At 73.1% G+C, this 6,352-nt stretch carries 5 protein-coding genes and 1 pseudogene (1 of these 6 cut by a window edge); all 6 read left to right on the plus strand.

The genetic code is table 11. The features are described from left to right. A pseudogene (locus tag D450_RS0114845) lies at positions 1 to 1,061 on the plus strand (peptide chain release factor 3); the annotation flags it as partial. A 379-nt stretch (positions 1,062 to 1,440) separates the two neighbouring features. After that, positions 1,441 to 2,730 carry a citrate synthase gene (locus D450_RS0114850; RefSeq protein ID WP_017539449.1) on the plus strand — a complete coding sequence of 430 codons (1,290 nt, stop codon included), beginning with the start codon at positions 1,441 to 1,443 and terminating at the stop codon, positions 2,728 to 2,730. A 129-nt stretch (positions 2,731 to 2,859) separates the two neighbouring features. Next, on the plus strand, positions 2,860 to 3,414 hold the full coding sequence (locus D450_RS0114855; RefSeq protein WP_241483163.1) for an HdeD family acid-resistance protein: 555 nt from the start codon (positions 2,860 to 2,862) through the stop codon (positions 3,412 to 3,414). Between the two features lie 58 nt (positions 3,415 to 3,472). Further along, entirely contained in the window at positions 3,473 to 4,645 is a 1,173-nt protein-coding gene (locus tag D450_RS0114860) for a sensor histidine kinase (RefSeq protein WP_017539451.1), read from the plus strand. Next, entirely contained in the window at positions 4,642 to 5,307 is a 666-nt protein-coding gene (locus D450_RS0114865) for a response regulator transcription factor (RefSeq protein ID WP_017539452.1), read from the plus strand. Before D450_RS0114860 ends, D450_RS0114865 begins: the two co-directional genes overlap by 4 nt. A gap of 453 nt (positions 5,308 to 5,760) precedes the next feature. Continuing rightward, positions 5,761 to 6,352 carry the 5' portion of a PP2C family protein-serine/threonine phosphatase gene (locus D450_RS0114875; RefSeq protein ID WP_449289466.1) on the plus strand. It continues 248 nt past the right edge of the window, so only the first 592 of its 840 coding nucleotides appear in the window; its start codon is at positions 5,761 to 5,763; its stop codon lies off the right edge, out of view.

The raw sequence follows: 6,352 nt of genomic DNA on the forward strand, positions 1-6,352 counted from the left end.
CGCTGGGCACCGGCGGCGACGGCCGTGAGTACGTCAAGTACCACCGCACCCCCGGCGGGGCCACCAAGGCCGAGGAGGAGCGGATGGACCCGGACGCGGCGGCCGGGGCCGAGGGGCCGGCCTGGGAGCAGGCCCTGGAGGAGATCGAGCTGCTCGGCGAGATCGGCGCGCAGTACGACGAGGCCTCGTTCCTGGCGGGGGAGTCCTCGCCGGTGCTGTTCGGGGCGGCGCTGCCCAACTTCGGGGTGGGCGCCCTGCTGGACACGCTGGTGGACCTGGCCCCGGCCCCGGCGCCCGCGGCCGACGACAAGGGCGAACAGCGCCCCGTGGAGGCGCCCTTCTCCGGGCAGGTGTTCAAGATGCAGGCCGGGATGGACAAGGCGCACCGGGACCGGATGGCGTTCGTGCGCATCTGCTCGGGCCGCTTCGAGCGGGGCATGGTGCTCACCCACGCGGCCACCGGGCGCCCCTTCGCCACCAAGTACACCCAGCAGGTGTTCGGCTCGGAGCGCACCACGGTGGAGCGGGCCTATCCGGGCGATGTGATCGCGCTGGTCAACGCCGCGGCGCTGAGCGTGGGCGACACTCTCTACGAGGGGCCCAAGGTGGTGTTCGCGCCCATCCCCAGCTTCGCCCCGGAGCACTTCGCGGTGGCCCGGGCCAGGGACGCGGGCCGCTACAAGCAGTTCCAGCGGGGCATCGCCCAGCTGGACGCCGAGGGGGTGGTGCAGGTGCTGTCCTCGGATGTGCGGGGTGAGCAGGCGCCGGTGCTGGCGGCGGTGGGGCCGCTGCAGTTCGAGGTGGTCGAGCACCGCATGGCCGAGGAGTTCAAGGCCCCGGTCGAGCTGGCGCGCCTGGACTACACGCTGGCCCGGCGCACCACGCCCGGGGACGCCGAGAAGCTGCACGCGCTGTCGGGGTGCGAGGTGCTGGCCCGGCGCTCGGACGGCGAGCTGCTGGTGCTGGTGCACAACAAGTGGCGGCTGCGGGTGATCGAGCGCGAGCACCCGGGTCTGGTGATGGAACCCCTCCTCGCGGGAGGCGTCGACGCCGGGGAATGAGCCGGTGTGAACGGAGACGAATGTCGTACGGAATCATCACGATTCCGAACGGCCATCGTGGAAATCGCCGGTGGTGGGAAGTTTCACAGGGCCGTGCGGGTCGGTGGCGGGGCCGCACGGGGAAGATCCCTGTTCCCGGGCGGTGACGGGGGTGCGGCTCTGCGTCGGTCAAAAAGCGTGTTTTTTGACGGCGCCGCCAAGTCTCCTGGGTCTTCTCGTGTGTCCCAGGTCACCTGTTCGTTAATGCGTGAGAATTGTATGATTTTACTTCACTGGAGTTTAATAAAACCGAACAAAGTCAGTACCCCACAGCGTGCGCCGGGCACCCCGGCGCACGCCCCCGCACCCCGCCTGGAAGGCTTGAAAGGTTGGCTCGGGCATGAGTGAAGACGGCAAAGGGCGCACGGTGGAGCTGCGGTACGAGGGCGGGGAACAGACCTTCCCGCTGCTGACCGGCACCGAGGGCGAACGGGCCATCGACGTCAAGGCGCTGCTGTCGGGCGCCGGGATGACCACGCTCGACCCCGGTTTCGGCAACACCGCCTCCTGCCGCTCGGAGATCACCTACATCGACGGAGCCGCAGGGATCCTCCGCTACCGCGGCTACCCCATCCAGGACCTGTCCAAGCACAGCTCGTTCCTGGAGGTCGCCTACCTGGTGATCCGCGGAGAACTGCCCTCCGCCGGGGACCTGAAGGACTTCGCGGACCTGCTGCGGACCAACGCAGGGATCCCCGACGAGATGCGCACCCTGCTCGACGCGCTGCCGCGCAACGGGCACCCCATGACCCTGCTCGCCGCGGCGGTCAACACGCTGGCGGCCTACTACGCCGACAGCGCCGACCCCGAGGACGACGAGCAGGTCGAGGCCGCCACGATCCGGCTGTTGGCCAAGCTGCCGACGATCGCGGCGCACATCCACCGGCGTACCTCCGGCTCCGAGCCCATCGCTCCGGACCCGGCGCGCGACTACGTCGAGAACTTCCTGACCATGCTCTTCGGCGAGGGCACCGGGGACACCGAGCTGGACGCGCTCTACACCAAGGCGCTCGACCTGCTCCTGCTGCTCCACGCCGACCACGAGCTCAACTGCTCCACCGCCACCGTGCGCGTGGTGGGCTCCTCCGACGCCGACATCTACGGCTCGGTCTCGGCCGGTGTCAACGCCCTGTTCGGCCCGCTGCACGGCGGCGCCAACCAGGCGGTCCTGGAGATGCTGGAGGAGATCCGGGGCATGGGCGGCGACGTCGACGCCTTCCTGGAGAAGGTCAAGGCCAAGGAGACCCGGCTCATGGGCTTCGGGCACCGGGTCTACAAGAACTTCGACCCGCGCAGCCGGGAGATCAAGGGCCTGGCCGCCGACATCCTGGCCCGCCAGGAGCGCCCGGACGAGCTCTTCCAGCTCGCCCTGGAGCTGGAGCGCAAGGCGCTGGCCGACCCCTACTTCACCGAGCGCAAGCTCTACCCCAACGTCGACTTCTACAGCGGCGTCATCTACCGGGCGATGGGCTTCCCGACCAACATGTTCACCGTCCTGTTCGCGATCGGCCGGCTGCCCGGCTGGATCGCCCACTGGCGGGAGCAGCGCAAGGACCCGGCCACGCGCATCGCGCGGCCGCGGCAGCTGTACGTCGGTCCCGCGGAGCGCCCCTATCCGGGCCAGGGGTGAGCCGTCCGGCTCCCCGCGGCGGGTCCGGGACCGCCGGGCCCGCCTCTTTCATCCCCGGTATGACTACTTTGCGTTAATATTGCCCATCTGTCGGTAGTGGCCCCCGGCGCGGCGGGGAACGCCAAGGGCATGCTCGACTACATGTCCCGGCACTGGTGGGTGCTGACCGTGCGCGGCGCGGCGGCCGTCCTGTTCGGCGTGCTCGCGGTGTTCTGGCCCGGCATCACCGCCGTGGTGCTGGCCGTCCTGTTCGGCGTCTACGCGCTGGTGGACGGGGTCTTCGCCGGGGTGCTGGCCTTCCGCACCTCCGGGAGCGACCGCACGCCGCTCATCGTCGAGGCAGTCCTGGGCGTGCTGCTGGGCGTGGTGGCGCTCCTGTGGCCGCTGGCGACCGTCATCCTGCTGACCGTCCTCATCGGCGCCTGGGCGGTGTTCACCGGCGTCGTCGAGATCGTCACCGCGGTGCGGCTGCGCAAGGAGATCTCCGGCGAGTGGCTGTACATCCTGGGCGGCGCGCTCTCGGTCTGCTTCGGCCTGCTCATCTGGTTCTGGCCGCTCGAGGGCGCCGTGGCCATCGCCCTGATCATCGGCGTCTACGCGATCCTGTTCGGCGTCGTGTTCATCGTGCTCTCCCTGCGGCTGCGCTCCGCCGGGAGCAGCGGGGGCGTCCTCCCGCAGGAGTAGGCGGGGTGTCTCCCGCGGGCGCATGACCGGGGCGGCCGGGAGCGGGGATGATGCCCCCATGAGGATCTCACCGCCCAGGCTGGAGGGATGGCGGCTGGACGCCGCGCTCGCCCTGTTCACCGGGGCGGTGCTGCTCGCCTCCGAGCCGCTGTTCGCCGCCGAGCGGGGCGTGCCCGTCTCCGCGCCCGCCCTGGCGATGCTCGGCGTCGGCGCGGCCGGCCTGGCCGTCGTCGGCCGCCTGCCCTACCTGACCGCCGTCGTCTCGCCCGCGGCGATGGTGCTCTACTACATGGTCAGTCCCTCCGACGGGTGGATGGCCTGGATCCTGCTGCTGGTGACGGTGGTCCGGCTGGCGGCGGTCGGCGACCGGGCCGGCGTGGCCACCGCCGTGCTGGTGACCCTGGTCGCGGTGCTGATCGGGGAGGGGCTGTCCTTCGACCCCTGGCGGGCGGTCGCCGTCATCGCCTGGCTGATCGTGATCTTCTCCGTGGGCGAGAGCGTCCGCAACCGCAACGCCTACCTGCGCGAGGTCGAGCAGCGCGCCGCCGACGCCGAGCGCGGCCGGGAGGAGGAGGCGCGGCGGCGGGCGAGCGAGGAGCGGCTGCGCATCGCCCGCGAGCTGCACGATGTCGTCGCCCACAACATCTCGCTGATCAACGTGCAGGCCGGGGCCGCCGTCCACCGGCGCGACCCCGAGGACGCCTTCCGCGCGCTGGAGGCGATCCGGGGCGCGAGCAAGGAGACCCTGCGCGAACTCCGGTCCACCCTGGGCGTTCTGCGCCAGGCCGACCGGGAGCGATCCGACCGGGAGGAAGGGGCGCCCGCCGCACCGGCACCCACCCTGGACCGCCTCCCCGAACTGGTGGAGCGGACCCGCGCCGCGGGCCTGAGGGTGGTGCTGGACGCCGATGCCGTCGCCGACGTCTCCGCACCCACCGAACTGGCGGTCTACCGCATCGTCCAGGAGGCGCTGACCAACGCGGTGCGGCACTCCGGGGCGGGCGGGGTCCGCGTGCGCGTGGCCGCCGACGGCGACGCCGTCCGGGTCGGGGTCGACGACGACGGGACCGGCGGCGGGCCGGACCTGCACGAGGGCAACGGGCTGCGCGGCATGCGCGAGCGCGCCGCGGCGCTCGGCGGTACCTTCTCGGCAGGGCCCCGCGACGGGGGCGGGTTCACCGTCGAGGCGCGGATCCCCCGCAGGCCCGGCGACGGCGGGAGGCGCACATGATCAGGGTGGCGATCGCGGACGACCAGACCCTCGTGCGCGCGGGGTTCCGGTCGATGCTGGAGGGCGAGGACGACATCGAGGTGGTGGCCGAGGCCGGCGACGGTGCCGAGGCCCTGGCCCTGGCCTCCCGGGAGCGGCCCGACGTCGTGCTGATGGACATTCGCATGCCGGGCACCGACGGCCTGGAGGCCACCCGCCGGATCGTCGCCGACGAGCGGCTGAGCGCCGTCAAGGTCGTCATCCTGACCACCTTCGACCTGGACGAGTACGTCTACGGCGCGCTCAAGGCCGGGGCGTCGGGGTTCCTGGTCAAGGACACCGAGCCGATGGAGCTCATCCACGGGGTGCGGGTGGCCGCCCGCGGCGACGCCCTGCTGGCGCCCTCGGTGACCCGGCGGCTGATCGCGGAGTTCGCCGGGCGCATCAAGGAGCCGCCGCCCGAGCCCCGGCTGAACAGCCTGACCGGGCGCGAACGCGAGGTGCTGTCGGCGGTCGCGGCCGGGCTGACCAACGAGGAGCTGGCCCGGCGCCTCGTGGTCAGCCCCGCCACCGCCAAGACCCACGTCAGCCGGGTGCTGTCCAAGCTGGGGGCGCGCGACCGCGCCCAGCTGGTGGTCATCGCCTACGAGTCGGGCCTGGTGCGGCCCGGCTGGCTCTCCTAGCCGCCGGCCGTTCCGGTCGCACAAGGTAAGGTCTCTGTCACCGGCCGGACACGGTCGTTGGCCCCCCTCTCCCTTGTCCTGCAGCGCACGGCTGCCCGAGACTCGGAACCGGGGGACGCGGCGGAACCCGGCGGACGGGGGAGCGGCCATGGCCCAGCGCACCGGTCCGGCGTGCGGCGGCGCCGTCGAGGACGGCTTCCGCGCCGTGTGCGGGACGGCGCCCGACCGGGCCGACGCGCGGCGGGTGAGGACGTGGACATGAGGACCTGCCCGGCCTGCGCCGACCCGGTCGGCGGCGGCGACGACTACTGCGAGAACTGCGGCCTGCGCCTGACCCCGGTGCCCAGCGGGGAGCCGGCCGCCGGGGGCGGCCGCGACCGGGTGGAGGCGGCGCTGGGGCCCATCGCCGGGGTGAGCGACATCGGCCTGCGCCACCACCGCAACGAGGACGCGATGGCGCTGCTGACGCCCGGCGCCCGCTCGCCCGCGCTGATCGGGGTGGTGTGCGACGGGGTGTCCTCCGCGCCGCGCGCCGACGACGCCGCGCTGATCGCCGCCGAGACCGGGGCCGCCGAGACCGCCCGCGCCCTGCGCGGGGGCGCCGCCCCCGCCGAGGCTGCGGCCGCCGGGCTGCGCAGGGCCGCCGCCTCCGTGGCCGCCCTCGCCGACGGCGCCGGGGCGCCGGCCTGCACCTATGTGGCGGCGTCCATGCCCGAGGGCGGGCCGGTCACCGTGGCGTGGATCGGCGACAGCCGCGCCTACTGGGTCCCCGGCCCCGGGGCGCCCGGGCCGGCGCGGCTGCTCACCCGCGACGACTCCTGGAGCGCGGCCATGGTCGAGGGCGGCGTCCTCACCGAGGAAGAGGCCGGGAACTCCCTGTACGCGCACGCCATCACCGCCTGGTTGGGCGCCGGCTCCGGCGAGGCGGAGGGGCACGTCGCCACCGTCGACCTGCCTGGCCCCGGTGCCCTGGTGCTGTGCACCGACGGGCTGTGGAACTACGCTCCGGCGGCCGCCGACATCGGCGCCTTGATGCCGCGGGCCT

It is taken from the genome of Nocardiopsis halophila DSM 44494 (assembly GCF_000341245.1).
Lineage (GTDB): Bacteria > Actinomycetota > Actinomycetes > Streptosporangiales > Streptosporangiaceae > Nocardiopsis_A > Nocardiopsis_A halophila.

What these genes read in the sequence shown, in the direction of transcription:
- D450_RS0114850 (WP_017539449.1), top strand. Translation starts at nt 1,441, where the DNA reads ATGAGTGAAGACGGCAAAGGGCGCACGGTGGAGCTGCGGTACGAGGGC.
- D450_RS0114865 (WP_017539452.1), top strand. Translation starts at nt 4,642, where the DNA reads ATGATCAGGGTGGCGATCGCGGACGACCAGACCCTCGTGCGCGCGGGG.
- D450_RS0114855 (WP_241483163.1), top strand. Translation starts at nt 2,860, where the DNA reads ATGCTCGACTACATGTCCCGGCACTGGTGGGTGCTGACCGTGCGCGGC.
- D450_RS0114860 (WP_017539451.1), top strand. Translation starts at nt 3,473, where the DNA reads ATGAGGATCTCACCGCCCAGGCTGGAGGGATGGCGGCTGGACGCCGCG.